This is a genomic window from Pseudoalteromonas sp. UBA6610 (assembly GCF_002433295.1).
GTDB lineage: Bacteria > Pseudomonadota > Gammaproteobacteria > Enterobacterales > Alteromonadaceae > Pseudoalteromonas > Pseudoalteromonas atlantica.
In genome coordinates, this window is record NZ_DJHW01000064.1 from 1 (window position 1) to 16162 (window position 16162).

General features: G+C 40.6%; 17 protein-coding genes and 1 riboswitch. Of the genes, 5 read left to right on the forward strand and 12 right to left on the reverse strand.

The features are described from left to right. The first annotated feature begins 229 nt into the window (after positions 1-229). Positions 230-550 carry a BON domain-containing protein gene (locus B4F91_RS08645; RefSeq protein ID WP_004587996.1) on the forward strand — a complete coding sequence of 107 codons (321 nt, stop codon included), beginning with the start codon at positions 230-232 and terminating at the stop codon, positions 548-550. An 802-nt stretch (positions 551-1352) separates the two neighbouring features. Here B4F91_RS08645 and B4F91_RS08650 read toward each other — a convergent pair. Then, positions 1353-2309 (reverse strand): mechanosensitive ion channel family protein, encoded by a 957-nt coding sequence (locus B4F91_RS08650; protein WP_029774207.1) that lies wholly within the window; start codon positions 2307-2309, stop codon positions 1353-1355. Positions 2310-2432: 123 nt separating this feature from the next. Then, positions 2433-3212 (reverse strand): peroxide stress protein YaaA, encoded by a 780-nt coding sequence (yaaA, locus tag B4F91_RS08655; RefSeq protein WP_286937224.1) that lies wholly within the window; start codon positions 3210-3212, stop codon positions 2433-2435. A gap of 254 nt (positions 3213-3466) precedes the next feature. Here yaaA and tal point away from each other — a divergent pair, with 254 nt between their 5' ends. Beyond that, a complete protein-coding gene (gene tal, locus B4F91_RS08660) occupies positions 3467-4417 on the forward strand; it encodes a transaldolase (RefSeq protein WP_004587993.1) in 951 nt (316 codons plus the stop codon). Positions 4418-4721: 304 nt separating this feature from the next. After that, the gene (locus tag B4F91_RS08665) at positions 4722-4910 is read left to right on the forward strand and encodes a DUF3545 family protein (RefSeq protein ID WP_004587992.1); all 189 of its coding nucleotides are present in this window, start codon (positions 4722-4724) and stop codon (positions 4908-4910) included. 180 nt (positions 4911-5090) lie between these two features. On the opposite strand, the gene ung is transcribed toward B4F91_RS08665, so the two are convergent. The 8 genes from ung to B4F91_RS08705 form a co-directional block, all read right to left on the reverse strand. Next, positions 5091-5753 (reverse strand): uracil-DNA glycosylase, encoded by a 663-nt coding sequence (gene ung / locus B4F91_RS08670; RefSeq protein ID WP_286937223.1) that lies wholly within the window; start codon positions 5751-5753, stop codon positions 5091-5093. Continuing rightward, a complete protein-coding gene (locus B4F91_RS08675; RefSeq protein WP_286937222.1) occupies positions 5750-6610 on the reverse strand; it encodes a cobalamin-binding protein in 861 nt (286 codons plus the stop codon). Before B4F91_RS08675 ends, ung begins: the two co-directional genes overlap by 4 nt. Continuing rightward, positions 6610-7209, reverse strand: coding sequence for a cob(I)yrinic acid a,c-diamide adenosyltransferase (gene cobO, locus B4F91_RS08680; RefSeq protein ID WP_004587989.1), 600 nt, complete (start codon positions 7207-7209; stop codon positions 6610-6612). The genes B4F91_RS08675 and cobO overlap by 1 nt, the downstream gene beginning before the upstream one ends. Then, positions 7193-8683 (reverse strand): cobyric acid synthase, encoded by a 1491-nt coding sequence (locus B4F91_RS08685; protein ID WP_286937221.1) that lies wholly within the window; start codon positions 8681-8683, stop codon positions 7193-7195. The genes cobO and B4F91_RS08685 overlap by 17 nt, the downstream gene beginning before the upstream one ends. 5 nt (positions 8684-8688) lie before the next feature. After that, the gene (locus tag B4F91_RS08690; RefSeq protein ID WP_286937219.1) at positions 8689-9693 is read right to left on the reverse strand and encodes a FecCD family ABC transporter permease; all 1005 of its coding nucleotides are present in this window, start codon (positions 9691-9693) and stop codon (positions 8689-8691) included. A gap of 4 nt (positions 9694-9697) precedes the next feature. Next, the gene (locus B4F91_RS08695; protein WP_096041200.1) at positions 9698-10507 is read right to left on the reverse strand and encodes an ABC transporter ATP-binding protein; all 810 of its coding nucleotides are present in this window, start codon (positions 10505-10507) and stop codon (positions 9698-9700) included. Between the two features lie 68 nt (positions 10508-10575). Beyond that, positions 10576-10707, reverse strand: a riboswitch (cobalamin riboswitch). Positions 10708-10805: 98 nt separating this feature from the next. Then, complete coding sequence (locus tag B4F91_RS08700) at positions 10806-11738, reverse strand: porin (protein WP_064385689.1); 933 nt, start codon at positions 11736-11738, stop codon at positions 10806-10808. Positions 11739-11936: 198 nt separating this feature from the next. After that, positions 11937-12806 carry a LysR family transcriptional regulator gene (locus tag B4F91_RS08705; RefSeq protein WP_004587984.1) on the reverse strand — a complete coding sequence of 290 codons (870 nt, stop codon included), beginning with the start codon at positions 12804-12806 and terminating at the stop codon, positions 11937-11939. 90 nt (positions 12807-12896) lie between these two features. Between B4F91_RS08705 and B4F91_RS08710 the strand changes: the two genes are divergently transcribed. Then, entirely contained in the window at positions 12897-13271 is a 375-nt protein-coding gene (locus tag B4F91_RS08710; protein ID WP_064385691.1) for a DUF413 domain-containing protein, read from the forward strand. Positions 13272-13358: 87 nt separating this feature from the next. Then, entirely contained in the window at positions 13359-14594 is a 1236-nt protein-coding gene (locus B4F91_RS08715; protein WP_039972264.1) for a response regulator, read from the forward strand. A 52-nt stretch (positions 14595-14646) separates the two neighbouring features. Here the strand turns inward: B4F91_RS08715 and rarD are convergent, their stop codons facing one another. Together rarD and B4F91_RS08725 are read right to left on the reverse strand one after the other, a co-directional pair. After that, on the reverse strand, positions 14647-15564 hold the full coding sequence (gene rarD / locus B4F91_RS08720) for an EamA family transporter RarD (RefSeq protein WP_286937216.1): 918 nt from the start codon (positions 15562-15564) through the stop codon (positions 14647-14649). A 130-nt stretch (positions 15565-15694) separates the two neighbouring features. Next, positions 15695-16150 (reverse strand): thioesterase family protein, encoded by a 456-nt coding sequence (locus tag B4F91_RS08725; RefSeq protein ID WP_286937215.1) that lies wholly within the window; start codon positions 16148-16150, stop codon positions 15695-15697. Positions 16151-16162 lie beyond the last annotated feature (12 nt).

Below are 16162 nucleotides of genomic sequence, written 5' to 3' on the forward strand. Positions count from 1 at the left end.
TTTCTTAACTGATCGGCATTAGGCAGTTGCCGGCTTTTTTGTACCCGTTACAAATGTAACCCAAGCATGTAACTCATTCCCATTAAAATGTAATTATTGCCCACCTGAATTCCCACTTAATAAAATAACCTTATATTTCAACAAATTAAAACTGGCATCGAAATTGTAACTGAGAAAGTAACTCAGCTAAGAATAGCTGCACGATTAACCGTAATGTAAGGATGAAGTTATGAACCGCTTTAAGTTAACTATCGCTTTAGTATCATTTTGTTGTTTATTTTTATTAGCTTGCGCTACAAAAGTAAGTGCAGCAACTAACTTAGCCGTAGTAAGCAGTGTGGCTACTCAACCTAACTTACAACAAACAATCACCAATACGTTACGCACTAACCCAAACTTAGCATTAAGCGATATTCGCGTGCAGGTTGAAGACGGTGAAGTTGACCTATACGGTGAAGCGCAAACAGGTTTTCAGCGTGCACTTGCGCAAAAGTTTTTAGAAAATATGGATGGCGTTAAAATTATCCGTAATAAAATTAGTGTTATCTAATACCGCATTACAATTTTTGTTTATATAACTTATTCCTCTGCGTGGCTTGTTTCTCCAACACAAGCCGCGCTTTTTTATGCTTAACAGCACACTTTAGTATCTAAACTTCTAGCTTTAGCTCCCCTATTAAAAATAGAGCAAACACTTAGCCGCCCTTTCCCACTCTTTTAAATTAGTGACTTACTACAGCTTTGATAAAAGAATGCTATAACAAGGCTGTAAAGTTCATATAATCAGCGCATTTTTAATACCGTTGGCAACCTACAAGTGTTTGCTAATCAACCACACCATAAATAACAGTTAATAATATATGGCTTAATGCATGCAAATGCCCCATCACTTACACAAGGAAGCTAATACATGAAACGATTTATTCACTACTGTTAATCCCTCTTATTAGCCATACAGAGGAAGGTACTTTTGGCTTTGCTGCAAATGTGTCTGTATCCGGCTTTTTAGCCCAGAAATTAGTGAACGAGATATTATAAAAGTCTTTGCTGATCTGGCAGGATTAAAAGTAGGCGACAAGGTAATAGAGTCAGATAGCTGCGCTATTTCAGATTGCCCTGCTGAGGTTACAAAAATCGATGACAAAAAGCAGTGGTGAAACGCTTTTACTACTAATCAAAAATTCGATGGCAGCGAAAAGCAAATAAGTATTAACTTAAAATAAATTGATTAAAAGTATAGTTAAATTTAACCCGACTTAGCGCTTTGAAATTACTAGCAGCGCACTTTTTATGTAAAAATGCGCTGCTAGTGGGTAACTATTACTGGGCTAGTTTAAACCAGTATTAGTCGCTCATTCGCTTTGATTTGAACCCGTATTACTCCCGCCTTGTTGTTTGGGTGACTGTTGGTTTATTTTATCGCTTATCATGGCATCGAGCTTTTCACCGCCTTTAATGCCAAAATCTAACGTACGTATTGGGAATGGAATACTTATATCTGCAGCATCAAGCGCTTGTTTAACAGCGACTACGCCTTTATGGCGTACTGTCATAAAGTCTGGCTCGCCTGGGTATTTTATCCAAAACCACACCAGTAAATTAATACTACTGTCGCCAAAACCTTCTGCGTACACAGCGGTTTCATCTTTACGTATTACAAAGTCAAACTCGTTAATTTTATCAACGATAACTTCTTTGGCTTTTTCAATGTCGTCGCCGTATGAAATACCCACCGGTACTTCTATTCGTCTAACGCCTAACGTGGTGTAGTTTTTTAACACATTTCTAAATAATACCTTGTTAGGTACCAGTATTAACTGCCCGTAAAAGCTCTCTATTAGCGTGTTACGCAGGTTTATAGAATGTACCGAGCCAAATACATCGTCGGTTTCAATTACATCACCCGCTTTAAATGGCTTGCGTATTCCCATAGCAATACCGGCAATTAAGTTCTCGGTCATGTCTTGAAAAGCAAAGCCAATGGCTAAACCCACAATACCCGCACCCGCTAGTAACGATGTGACAGTGCCTTTTAACCCCATAAAATCTAAAGCGATAAATAGGCCCACACATAACACAATAACCTTAAAAATAGACGCCATTAAATCAGCAATTTGCTTAGAGTCGAGTGAGCGCCTTAATAGGTTTTTCATTAGCTGGCCGGCAAAGCGCGCTATTATTGAAAATACAATGGCTATTACCACTGCCACAATAAAGTTTGGGATGTGGCTTATTACTACATCAAACCACCCTCCGAGTTTTTCTTCGATGAGTTTTTCGGCTTCGGCTACTGAAGGTATGCTGATCATATTTTTACACCTATCTATTTTTTATCTCATTAATAGTAGGTGAAGTTAGCAAGTTTAGCGCCAGCATAAAAAAAGCCATGCAATGCATGGCTTTTTAACTCATTGTTTGCTGAGTACAAACGCTTAGTTTTGCTCGTCGCGCATAAATACAGGCTCAAGATCTTTAGTGGTTGCTTCAGGGCTAAAGTAATAACCCGCCACAGTAAACTCTTTTAATTGGCTAAGCTGTGTTACCTGGTTTTCTATAATGTAACGGGCCATCATGCCGCGCGCTTTTTTAGCGTAAAAGCTAATTACCTTATATTGACCATTTTTGCAGTCTTTAAAATGCGGGGTAATAATTTGCGCATTGAGTGCTTTTTTATCTACTGCTTTAAAGTACTCGTTTGAAGCAAGATTAACGAGGTATTGTGCGTCTTGCGCTTTTAATTCCTCATTTAATTTATTAGCAATAATGCTACCCCAAAATTCATACAAATTTTTCCCGCGAGGGTTATCAAGCTTAGTGCCCATTTCTAGGCGGTAGGCTTGCATTAAATCAAGCGGTTTTAGCAAGCCGTATAAACCCGAAAGTATACGTAAATGGCTTTGCGCATAATCGAGGTTAGCTGCAGTGAGTGTTGCGGCATCTAAACCACCGTACACATCGCCGTTAAAGGCTAGTACCGCTTGTTTAGCATTACTTTGTGTAAATGGTTGCGACCATTCGCTAAAGCGCGCAGAGTTAAGCCCTGCAAGCTTATCGCTAATTTTCATTAGGCTGCCAATTTGCGCTGGAGTTAGTTCACGGCATACTTTCATGAGCTCTTCGCTGTGCTCTAGTAATTCAGGTTGAGTGAACTTATCTGTTGCGGGTGGCGTTTCGTAATCAAGATTTTTTGCTGGTGAAATAACAGTGATCATAGTTAGCTATTGACTTGTAATTTATTTAATGTCAATTTCAACATTAAATGAGACGAAAAGCACGTTTTGTTTATAAAATACCATTGAAAATTAATCGCAATGGCCTAAATCCTACCTTAATAAATCATGCATCGTCGTTTTTCTATTGATAAGGACATAAGACCTATCAAGCATTGTCACACTGTTGCAGTATTGAATACTTATATTAAGGTAGTTTAGATTTTCTTTTAACTTGCTTGGAATGAGGAAGGCAAATGACTAGCGCTCTACAAAGGCTAAAACAACATTCATCTATCGTAGCCGACACTGGCGATATTGAAGCGATCAAAAAGCATCAACCAGAAGATGCAACCACAAACCCGTCGCTTTTATTAAAAGCGAGCGAGATTGAAGCTTACAAGCCTTATTTAGATAAAGCTTGGAGCTATGCAAAAGAAACAGAGCAAGATGCAGCTAAACAGCTTGAACTTGCATGTGACTACTTTGCCGTATTACTTGGTAAAGAAATTAGCGAAATTGTACCTGGTTATATTTCTACTGAAGTAGATGCTCGTTTATCATTCGACACCCAAGCAACTATTGATAAAGCACATACCCTGCTTAGCCTTTATGAAAAAGAAGGTGTAAGCAAAGACAAAATTTTAATTAAAGTTGCGTCTACATGGGAAGGCATTAAAGCGGCCGAACAGCTAGAAAAAGAAGGGACTAAATGTAACCTGACTTTATTATTTAGCGATGCTCAAGCGCGTGCATGTGCCGATGCAAATGTATTTTTGATCTCGCCATTTGTTGGCCGTATTTTAGATTGGCACGTAGCAAATGGTATGGAAAAACCAACCGATCCGCTACAAGATCCAGGTGTTCAATCTGTACGTAGCATTTTTGAGTTTTATAAACGCCATGATTACAAAACCGTTGTTATGGGCGCAAGCTTCCGTAACACTGGCGAAATTATTGCGCTTACAGGTTGTGACAAGCTAACGATTAGCCCTAACCTACTAGAAGACTTAGGCAATTTAGAAGGCGCAGAAGAGTACTTACTACAAAGTGATATTCCTAAAGAGCCAAAGCCTGCTCCACTTACTGAGTCACAGTTCCGCTGGTTACATAACCAAGATGCAATGGCAACTGAAAAACTAGCTGAAGGTATCCGCTCATTCGCAGATGCACAAGAGCAGCTAGAAGCACGTTTTAAAGCAATGTAATACGCGCTAATTATGTATTAAACGCCGCACCTGCGGCGTTTTTTTATGCCCTTAATATAATCCGCACTGCTTTATACTAACCTGCCACAGCATGCACCATTGCCTACACAGCTAAATAACTAACTTTTAATATTTTTTATTTATTTTTTCTATCTAAAAATAACGCGGTCAATAAAGCTAGTTAGTATTAAACTTCATCAATGCATCACATACTTGTAACAAATTCGTCACTTTTTTATTCTATTTTAGCTAGGCCTGTGGTATAGGTATTCTCGAGGTTCACTAAAATCAATAGGAGATAGTCATGGATAGCCTAAACGATATATTAGAGATATTAGAAGGTCCTGATACAACAAGAAAAACCTCTCAAAAGAATAAAAAAAGAAAGTGGCGCGAGATTGAGGCCATAAAAGACAAACAACGGTTACGTAAAGAACTACAGGAGTTAGACTTTTTTACAGACAGCATTGAAATTGATGAGCTAGATTTTTAATTTCAAACTCATTGCGCTCAATTAGGCAATTTATTTTGCGGCAGGAAAACCGTATCGATAGTAAAGCTAACGCCAGGTTTTACCCCTTCAAAATAATTGATAATTATTGCGCATGGGCATTAATACACAATAACTAAGCAAAAGGCTTTCATGATACGAAAGCCTTTTTTAATATATCAATTAAACCTGCCAGTTAATAGGCGTATCGCCTTGGGCTTGTAATAACTTATTTGTTTGTGAAAAGTGCTTACAGCCAAAAAAACCACGATGCGCAGAAAGCGGCGATGGGTGAGGCCCTTTTAAAATATGATGGCGAGCGCTGTTAATATTTTTACCTTTTTTTTGCGCATGAGCGCCCCATAAAATAAACACCACTCCTTTGCAGTGTGCATTTATATGGGCTATCACGTTATCGGTAAATTGCTCCCACCCTAAATGTTTATGCGAATGCGCTTGGCCTTGCTCAACCGTGAGTACCGTATTGAGTAAAAACACGCCCTGCTCTGCCCAGCTTTGTAAGTAGCCATGGTCTGGTATTTCAAAACCGGGAATATCCGTTGCCAATTCTTTGTACATATTTTTTAGCGACGGCGGTAACTTTTTAACCTCTGGCAACACAGAAAAACATAAGCCATGGGCTTGGCCTTCTCCGTGGTATGGGTCTTGGCCTAAAATAACCACGCGAATATTGTTAAGGGCTGTCGCTTCAAAGGCGCTAAATACTTGCTCTTTGGGTGGGTACACAGCAACACCTTCGACACGGCGTTTTGCTACATGATCTAATGTTTGCTGCATATAAGGTTGCTGTAATTCATATTCTAAAAAGGCTGGCCAATCGCTCATTGTATACTCTTAATTTGTTTGCGTGATGCGTCTATTTTATCACACATATTTGCCAGTCCATCTAGCATGCGCGGCGTAAAACGATGTAATAAATCGGCATTTACACGTATAAATTGATCATGTTTTACAGCGGGGACTTCTGGCCATTTTTGCCAATTAATTTTAGGTTGTGGCTTATCGGCTTGTTCATCAGGAATAATAATAATCTGTGGTTTTTTAATCACCACGTTTTCAATACTTATTTGCGGGTAGTCGGTTGGGCTGTGTGCAAATACATTGCTTACATGACATGTTTCTATAAGCTGGTTTATCCATGTGTTTTCACTTACCGTCATCATTGGCTCTGGCCATAATTGATAAAAACCAGTTAATATTTTTTTGCTTTGCTGCTGCTTTTTAATTTTTTTGAGCTTAGTAATAAATGCGTTTGCTACTTGCTTGCTTTGCTCAATACGCCCTGTAAATTTTCCAAAAGCAATCAGCTCGTTTGCAACTTCTTCTATTTTTTTGGGATCACTTAAATGTATTTTTATACCAAGGCGTTTAATTTGTTCTAAATCTTCACTTTGATTACCGCTTTTCCAACCAATCACTAAATCGGGTTTTAGCGCTAATAATTTTTCAAGAGAAATACCATAGTAACCACCAATGCGTTCAATACTTTTAGCTTCATTTGGGTAATCAGCGTAATCAACAGTGCCAACAATATTACTTCCCGCACCTATAGCAAATAGGTTTTCTACTATATGCGGTGCAAGTGCTACAACGCGCAGTTTATCTGGCGCAGCTGTATCACTGGCCACGGCACTGCCCCCAGAACACAATAACAGTAGTGCAATAAAAAACGCTTTATACATTAGTAATCAAACCCTTCTAGTGCTTTTATACCCGAGTCGAAGGCGTGTTTAACATTGCGCACTTCGCTTACAGTATCGGCAAGGTCTGTTAACGTGCGGTGCGCTGCGCGACCTGTAATAATAACCGATTGCATGGGAGGGCGATTATTTAGCGCGTTTACTACCTCATCTAAATCAATATAACCGTAAGTCACCATGTAGGTAAGCTCATCTAGTAATACTAAATCAATACTGCTATCTGCAAGCATACGCTTTGACTCTTGCCACGTTGCTTGCGCGGCTGCGGTGTCGGCTTCTTTGTTTTGCGTATCCCATGTAAAACCGGTATTCATAACGGCAAATTCAACCCCTGCGCCTTGTAATAAGTTACGCTCTCCACACTCCCATGTGCCTTTAATAAACTGACAAACAGCGGCTTTTTTACCATGCCCTACGCAGCGAGCAACCACACCAAAGCCTGAGGTGGATTTACCTTTACCATTCCCCGTAATTACCTGAAATATCCCTTTAACATCTTGCGCAGCAGCCACGCGTGCATCTACCTGCTCTTTTACTTTTTGTTGGCGCTGCTGGTGCTTATCGTTATTTGTATCCGTCATTATTATCTCCTTCATAAATCGATATAATGTGTTGTATGTTCAAATGCGCCTCGCACATAGTGGCCAAGCGCTCTAGTTGTTGCTCGCGGTGCGCTACAATACTCACAGGTTGTATAGTTGCATCGCTTTTTACCCACTTTAAAATTTGCAGTGTGGCAGCGGGTTCATCAAACAAGCCATGTAAATAAGTACCAGCAATGGCATTGTCGTCACTAATAAAGCCATCGTTTTCAAACCCATGAGGGTGCGCATTAAAGGTTAAAAATGGCTTATTAAGTGCTGCGCCTTCACTAATGCCGGCATGAATTTCGTAGCCGCTACACGGTGTTTGCAAATCATTTAACTGCATAGCCGCCGTTACTTTAGTGAGTACTTTTTGGGTGCTTAGAGTGGTATCAAAGTCACTTAATGCAAGGCCTTTAACACGTTTTAATGACGATTCAACCCCCATCGGATCAGCAATGCCATTTCCCAACATTTGCATACCACCACAGATACCCAATACTTTGCCACCATAGCGTAAGTGGCGCTTTATTTGTGTATCCCAGCCTTCATTTTTTACAAAACTTAAATCACCCAGCACGTTTTTACTGCCAGGAATAATAATCAGATCAACCGGTGGGATCGCGTGTGTGTGGCGTACATAATTTATATTAATATTTGGGTGCAGCCGCAATGCATCAAAATCGGTATGGTTACTAATATGCGGCAATAAAAGCACGGCTATATTAATGGTGGCAGTCGTCACCGTGTTATCTATTGCTACAGCATCTTCGGCATCAAGTGCTAAATCATGCAAATAAGGCAGCACTCCAAGCACTGGTTTTTTTGTGTAGCGCTCAAGCCAATCTAGCCCACTTTGTAGCAAGCTTATATCGCCTCTAAAGCGGTTTATAACAAAGCCTTTTACGCGCGCTTGCTCGGATTCGCTTAATAGCGCAAGTGTGCCCACTAAATGCGCAAACACACCGCCTTTGTCTATATCGGCAATAATAATGACAGGGCAATCTACCGCTTCTGCGTAACCCATATTGGCAATGTCGTTCTCGCGTAGGTTTATTTCTGCGGGGCTGCCTGCGCCCTCAACCAATAATAAATCGAACTGCTTTGCTAGGCGTTTATGCGAGGCAAGCACTGCATCCATCGCAACCTGTTTATAGTTATGATAAGCCCCTGCCTCCATATTACTAATGGCTTTTCCATGTATAATGACTTGTGCCCCCGTATCACTATTGGGTTTGAGCAATATGGGGTTAAAGTCGTTTTGAGGCTCTACTTTAGCGGCTATAGCTTGCAAAGCTTGCGCACGGCCTATTTCGCCCCCCTCTTTTGTAACCGCGCTATTAAGCGCCATATTTTGCGGTTTAAAAGGCGCGACCTTTACACCTTGCTTTGCAAACACTCTACAAAGCGCAGCGACTAAGGTGCTTTTTCCGGCATCTGACGTAGTGCCTTGAATCATTAAGGTTTTCATCAGCACTATGCCTTTGCTTTTCTAAAAAAGAGTAAGCTTAAAAAAAATACGCTACCCATAGCTGCTGTAATTACCCCTACAGGGAGCTCTTGGTTTTTAAGTAATGAGCGCGAAAGCACATCGACCCACACCATAAACGTGCCGCCCACTAAGCTAGTAATTAGTAAGCCAGCAGTACTGCCCTGAGATATAAAAAAGCGCACTATGTGCGGCACCATTAAACCTACAAAACCAATACCGCCACATAGGGCCACCAGCACGGCCGTTATTAACGAGCTCAATACCAACATTAAAATTCTAAAACGGTGCACACGGACCCCAAGCGTTATCGCGCTTTCATCGCCAAGAAGCAGCGCATTTAACTGCCTTTTAAAGCTCAGCATAAAGCTAATACACACCACTATAACCACGCATGGCAACCATAACGTGGCCCATTGTGCGCGGGCAAAGCTGCCTAACGTCCAAAATAAAATACCAGCCACTGCTTGCGGGTCACTCCAATACAGCAATAAACTTGTAAATGCGCTAAATAAAAACGACAGTGCCACCCCCGCTAGCAACATTGACTCTACTTGCGACCTTTTTTGCCGCCCAGCAATAAGTATCAATAAGCCCATTGCTAAAAAGCTCCCTAATAAGGCAGCAGCCGATAACATAAACCCTGCACTAATACCCGCAACAGCCATAAGCAGTACGACCCCAAACGACGCGCCTGACGATATGCCAAATAAATACGGATCAGCGAGCGGGTTACGGGTAACCGTTTGTAAAATAAGCCCTGCAATAGCCAAACCTGCGCCCGCCATAAAGGCAAGTAAGGTACGAGGTAACCTAAGCTCATAAATAATACGCGCGTTAAAGGAGCCCTCCCCTGCTGATAAAACCCCTGTGAGCACATCACTTAACGGCGTATCTGCGGCGCCAAAACTCAGTGCGTTAAAAAGGCTGCCCAGTGCAATTAACACGGCTGCTATAAATATTGTCCACTGGTTTATTTTTGTTATATCCATTTAATTAATAGCCATAAAAGTAAGTGATATGAGGAATAGTTTGATCATTTTCTGTGCGCTGTGGGTGGCGAGTTACGCGCGCACATACCCCAAAAACATCCGCTAGCATGTCCTCACTAAGTACCTGCGCAGGCGAGCCTGTATGTGTTATTTTACCTTTATTAATAACCACCAGCTCATCGCACATAGCGGCTGCTAAATTTAAATCATGAAATGAGGCAAACACAGTAACCCCTAGCGATTTTGCCAGTTCCATCACTTGTATTTGGTATTTAACATCTAAATGGCTGGTTGGCTCATCCATGATGAGTAATTGCGGTTGCTGCACTATAGCGCGGGCAATCAATGCACGTTGCTTTTCGCCCCCCGAAAGCGATTCAAAATTTTGCTTACACTGTTGCTCAAGCCCTACGGTTTTTATTGCCTGTGTAATTTTTTGTTTGTCGCTGTGGGTGGTGGCGCTAAATAATGATTTATGAGGTGTAAGCCCAAGGGCAACCACATCAAATAATGTTAGGTTAAATTGCGCAGGCGTTTCTTGTAGAACTACAGCAACATATTTTGCGTAGTCTTCACTTTTAAGCTGCCAAATATCCTGCTGATTAAAGGTAACGTTACCAGCGGTCGGTTTATTAAAGCGATACAAACAGCGCAGTAAGCTCGACTTACCCGCCCCATTTGGGCCAATTAACCCAATAAACTTACCCTTAGCTATGTGTAAATTAATATTGTTTAAAATGGCGTGATCATCGACTTCCCACGACACATTTTGAACGTTTAATAAGGGTGTATTTGGCGCTAATGTAGTTTGCAAAAGTGAGTCCTTGGAAAGCGTGCACTCACTAACACACAGCTAAAAGACTAGTGCATCAATAAAAATGAGTTTACCCGCTCGTTAAAAAAGTATACCAATCTAGAACTTCTCATGCTGATTGATATGTCTCATTTGTATCTGACTTAAAGCGTGGTGCTAATTACAGTTACGGGAATAGTTGAGGAATTTCACCCCATTCCAAATGAGGGTCTATTATGGGCGGGTAAGTAAATAATTTAAAGCAAAAAAAACCGCGCTCATTAGAGCGCGGTTAATAAAGGGAGTGTTTAAGCAACGCTTAAAACTTGTATTCCATACCTAGGCCAACGTAGTCTTGGTCAACATTGTTGTCCATATCAAAGCTTGAGTAAAAACCAAATACTTTAATGTTTTTATTAAACTTATGATCAACACCTACAGAAACTGCCGTTTTGTCGTCGCTGTCATCAAAGTCCATTGCTTGGTATTGCACTTTAAACGTGTTTTTGCCCATGCTGTAGGCTGCGTTTAATAAATAGCCGTCAGCTTCTGCGCTACCGTCTACTTTTTCTTGAGTTTGATACATAGCGCCTAATTTAAAGCTCTCTACTTTACCTTGAATTGACGCACGCACTACATCGTAGCCATTTACTTCGCTATCGGCTGCAACCGAGGCGTATACCGCACTCTTTTTAAGTGCAGAGTCACCGTAGGTAACCGCCATTGAATAGCCGTTATCTGCATCTACGTCATCTTCGGCAACAAATGTAGCAAGTACTTTAAAGCCTTCGTAGCTTTTAGATGTATAAGTGATTGAATCACCTAGGCGGTTTTCACCTTTAAAGACATTTTTAATATCGCCTTCAAGGTCATTAAATAAATCTAACTTACCTTGCGATTGTTTAAGCGCTGTATCGTTACGACCCACAACAACTTGACCATATGCACCTTTTAAACCTACATACTGGTTACGTGCAGAAATATTGTCGTCGTTATCACCTTTAGAGTCAGCATCAGATACATCAACTTGAAACTCAAACTTATAAACCGCTTCTAATCCATCAGTAATCTTTTCAGACCCTTTTAGTCCAAAGCGAGATGCATTACTTTTAATTTCAGTGAAAGACCCTTCGCCATCATCAGACGATTGCACAGTAACATTCGCTTTACCGTATACATCAACGTCTGCAAACGCGCTAAAAGATAAACCACTTACTAGTGCAACACATAAGCTCGATTTTACAAAATTCATGTTATTTCCTCGATAATCACAAGACTAATTTTTAAAACAGCTGCAGTTTGTCACCGTTAAATGACAGATATATTACAAAGGAAACATTTTTGTCTTTTTATTTTAATAAAAGTGTCTAAATTCTGAAAACAAACCGACATGAATATTTAATAAACAAAATTGTACCTATTCAACCTCATTAAAAATCATAGTCGGTATTTAGTGTTCATCAACAGGCTGATAAGCATTTATTTTAGGTAATAAGTTAATCAGGGTTTCTATTAGCTCTTTTTGTTCGTTGTCTCTGTGGTAGGCCACAAAAATATCACGCGAAGTATGTTCTACGTCTTTTACATGAAACAGCTCACCCTTTTCTAGGTGAGATTCAACAAGTACCTCGGGGATAAACGCACTGCCGCCACACTGAAGAATTAAATCAAGTGCAATACGCCCCGTACTGGTTCTAAAATAAGGCGGCGTTTTACCGGTAAATTGGCGCGCATGCCATAGTGAAAACGTAGTACCCCAATCAACATATACATATTGGTTATCAAAAAAGTTCTCGTTAGTGGCCGTGTCATAGCCACTAACCGGAATAATTGGCAGCTCGCAAATTCGCTCTACCACAAGCTCGTCTACTTTAGGGGGGTCAAATAAAATGGCTAAATCAAGCGTACGTTCTAATAATAACCGCGTGCTTTCTTGTTGGGCTTTAACCTCTGCGACCAACGAGACCCCAGGCATAGCCGACACAATATTAGTAATGCCAAATTGTAAAAACGCATCCCATATATTAGGTGTACCCGCTAAACTTATTTGCTTGTGCATGTTATCGGCAAGTGCCACATCGACTTTGGCACGCTGCATGCCAGTGATGATCATTTTAGCGTGCGGAAGCAATCGCTCTCCTGGCGCCGTTAATTGAATATTGTTACGCTGGCGAATAAACAAGTTTACACCCAACCCCTGTTCTAATTGGCGAATTCGAAAGCTTACTGCCGATTGAGTGATATACAGGTTTTCAGCCGCTTTACCAAAGTGACGCGTGCGCACAACCTCTACAAATGTTTTTAATAAATCTATATCCAATTTTTTATCCTCACGATAAAAATAACTTGTTTAATAAATTGTCAAACTTGCATCATACTCCAGCAATAAACAGGGTATGAGGATACAGTTATGAGCAACGATATTTCACTACTTCGCCAAGCGTTTGTTAGCCAACGTCAATTTTATGATGATCAAAACTTTCCTCGCGGGTTTAGCCGCAGCGGAAACTTCACCTTATTAGAAGCCAGCATATTAGAACAACACGGCGTTGTACTAAAAGGGCTTTATAATAAAACTTTAGCACCCCAAAATACGATACAAGAGCAATTTGTTGACGTAGTTTGTGGCAGTAAAGAACCTACAAACCCAATCGAAAAAGCCTGGGTTAAATATTTAAAACTAACAACCTGTAAAACCAAGTTTCATACTCTTTTTGGCCGTTCAAAAATGTCAGGGCCGGTACCAATAAGCCAAGACGATTATAGCGAATCAGATAGCGTATAAGCCTCTAAGATATTTGCTTTTTTGCGTTTTAACAGTTACAACTTGTATAAGCAAATACTTTTGCAAAATATCAAACAAGGTTGTTACGTGACGCGAAAAATACTCATAGTTGAAGATACGCCTACTATAGCGCGTGTGCAAAAGCATATCGCGCTTAAAGCAGGTTACGAAGTAGATATAGCCGAGTCTTTAGCGGCAACAAAAGAGCTAATAAAACACAATAGCTACTTTTGCGCTGTTGTTGATTTTATCCTTCCCGATGCTCCTGCCGGTGAGGCGATTCCGTATACTATTAATGCCGACATTCCCACCATAGTAATGACAGGCAATATAGATAAACAAACTCGCGACACGGTAGAAAAATACCCAATAATTGATTACATAATCAAAGAAAACAAACAGGCTTACCAATACCTAGAAAAACAACTAAGCCGTTTACCACGTAACGAGAACGTAAAAGTGTTGGTCGTCGACGACTCAACCTCTACCCGTAGATACATTTGCAGTTTACTAAAGCGCCATAAGTATCAAATACTCGAAGCAAAGGACGGCAAAGACGCGCTAGAGGTACTTGAAAGCCAAAAAGACGTGTCTGTTATTATTACCGATAACGAAATGCCAAACATGAATGGTGATGAGCTATGCGCCGAAATTCGCCGGCTTTACAGTAATGATGAAAAAGCCATTATCGGTATTTCAGGTGCTGACTCGTCAGCATTATCGAGCCTATTTTTAAAAAATGGTGCCAACGACTACCTTCATAAACCCTTTAACAGCGAAGAGTTTTACTGCCGACTAAGTCAAAACGTCGACATGCTTGAGCAAATAGCAACAATTAAACGCCAAGCAAATACCGACTACTTAACAAACCTGCCTAATCGTCGCTACTTTTTTGAAGAGTCGAGTAAGTCTCTCAAGTATTTAAAAAAATCGAATCAAGATGGTGCGCTCGCCATGCTTGATATAGACCATTTTAAATCGATTAACGATACATACGGTCACGATTCAGGCGATGAGGTTCTCAAAGGGTTGGCGGTGTGTTTTAAAAAGTACTTTGAAAAGCAGCTAGTCGCTCGCTTAGGCGGTGAAGAATTTGCCGTTTACTTTACTGATGCAACCACAGCGCAAGCGCTAAAACGCCTTGAAGGATTTAGGCAATTTATAGAGCTTAATAGCCAAGAGTTTAGCCAAGAAAAAATTAAATTTACAATTTCTATTGGTTTTGCAAGCGGCCCTATTTACCAAATAGATGAGTTACTTAAACAGGCCGATTTAAAGCTGTATGATGCAAAAGAAACCGGCCGTAATAAAGTAATAAGCTAAACCTTAACGCTGCTTTATAGCAACTTGCTTAAACTATTATTGCGCATAGGTATTAAACTTCGGCGGCGGTTACAGCCGCTTTTTTACGCTTACGCGATTGATGATAAGAGTCCCAGGTAAATATAGCCAGCGCACTCCAAATACAGGCAAACGTAATCACCCGCTCTGCATCAAATACTTCATCGTAAAACACCACAGCAAGCATAAACATTAAACTTGGCCCTATGTACTGAAAAAAGCCCAATGTTGTGTACTGCAAACGCTTGGCCGCTCCGGTAAAGCAAAGCAGCGGCAACGTAGTAATAATACCGGCACTAATTAACAGCGCATTGGTATGCCAATCGTTTAGGGCTAAATCGGAAGTAGGCGTTGGTGCCATTACCCACCAGTAAATTAATGCAACCGGCAGTAAAATTAGGGCTTCGAGTAAAATGCCTGGTAGCGCTTCAACAGGTAACTTTTTACGCAGTAAGCCATAAATAGCAAAAGACGTGGCAAGCGAAAACGCCACCACCGGAAACGAGCCAAAACTGACCAATTGCAATACTACGCCCGCAAAGGCTAAAAACACTGCAAACCCTTGTAACTTTCGCAGCCGCTCGCCTAAAAATAGCATGCCCAACAGCACATTAAGTAATGGGTTTATGTAATACCCTAAACTGGCATCGAGCATATGGTTATTATTAACCGCCCAAATAAACAGCCCCCAATTAAAACCCAATATAGAGGAGGTAAGTACTAACATTAAAATAATTTTTGGCTGGGCAACTATGCGTTTAACCTTATCCCAGTATTTAAACACACTGACCACAAGTACTAAAAAAACCACAGACCAGACAACACGGTGAGTTAAAATTTCAAAAGCAGAAACATGCTGTATTTGTTTGAAATAAATAGGCGCTAAGCCCCACATTAAAAAAGCTAAACAGGCAAAAATACCGCCTTTACGCTGCTCGTTTGCAATCGACATACATACTACTTATTCATACTAAAAGGCCGACAGTTTATACCAATTTGTGCTATTAAGTGATTTATTTTGCGGAAAGTAAAGCTCAGCGCAGGGCAAAGCTTTTTATTTTAGCTGTACGTAATTAGCAGCTTTACCCTACTAAATACGTACCTGTACCAAAGGCGATTTGGATTGCCTTTTCATTGTGTAGCTCCATTCTACATACACACACTTTATTACCTGAGCGGATCAAAGTAGCACTGGCTGTAAATGCCTCCCCTTTGCCAGGGCGCAAATAATCTGTGCGCAAATCAATAGTGCCTAAGGTAGCCAGCTTTTGCTGAACGCTAGGGATATCGAGCTCGGTTAATTTATCAATAACACTGGCTGCTGCAAGCATGCCGCCCACATTATCGAGCACCGCCGATATAATACCGCCGTGAAGAATTTTTTGTGCAGGATTGCCTATAAATACATCCTGCCAGGGAAAGGTAATTTTAGCTTGCTCAGGGCTGAGCGACTCTACCGAGATATTTAAAAACTGATTAAATGGCATGCCATTTACAAACAATGCGCCAACTTGTTCAATTAACATTTCTTTATTCATTATTATTCTCTA